We start from the raw sequence: 419 nt of genomic DNA, 5'->3' as shown, positions 1-419 counted from the left end.
ACCTCCGAGGTCAAGGGCCTGAACATGGCGATGCGCAATGCCAATGACGGCATCAGCCTCGCCCAGACCGCCGAAGGCGGGATGAACGAAATCACCAACATGCTGCAGCGCATGCGCGAACTGTCGGTGCAGTCGGCCAACGGCACGCTCTCGGCCGGCGACCGCACGAACCTGCAGGCGGAAGTCACCGCGCTGATCGGCCAGATCGGCGACGTGTCGGGCCGCACCGAGTTCAACGGCGTCAAGCTGCTCGACGGCACCAATGCCTCGATCGCGATCCAGACCGGTTCGAAGGCCGGTGAACAGGTCACCGTTGCGCTGACCGACGTCGATGCCACCGCGCTCGGCGTGGCCGCGCTCGACATCAGCACCGAAGCCGGTGCCGCTGCCGCGCTCACGGCGCTCGACACGGCGCTGAC

At 67.3% G+C, this 419-nt stretch carries 1 protein-coding gene; it reads left to right on the top strand.

Features of this window, described 5'->3' with window-relative positions; all coding sequences use genetic code 11:
- Positions 1 to 24 precede the first annotated feature (24 nt).
- Positions 25 to 419: flagellin N-terminal helical domain-containing protein (locus IEW49_RS13155; RefSeq protein ID WP_444542138.1), on the top strand; the 395-nt coding region annotated here is incomplete at its 3' end.

The sequence above is a fragment of the Pseudoblastomonas marina genome, assembly GCF_014641655.1.
In the GTDB taxonomy this organism is placed as follows: domain Bacteria; phylum Pseudomonadota; class Alphaproteobacteria; order Sphingomonadales; family Sphingomonadaceae; genus Alteriqipengyuania_A; species Alteriqipengyuania_A marina.
The sequence above is the reverse complement of the archived record's forward strand: the minus strand, read 5'-3'. Positions and strand labels throughout refer to the sequence as shown.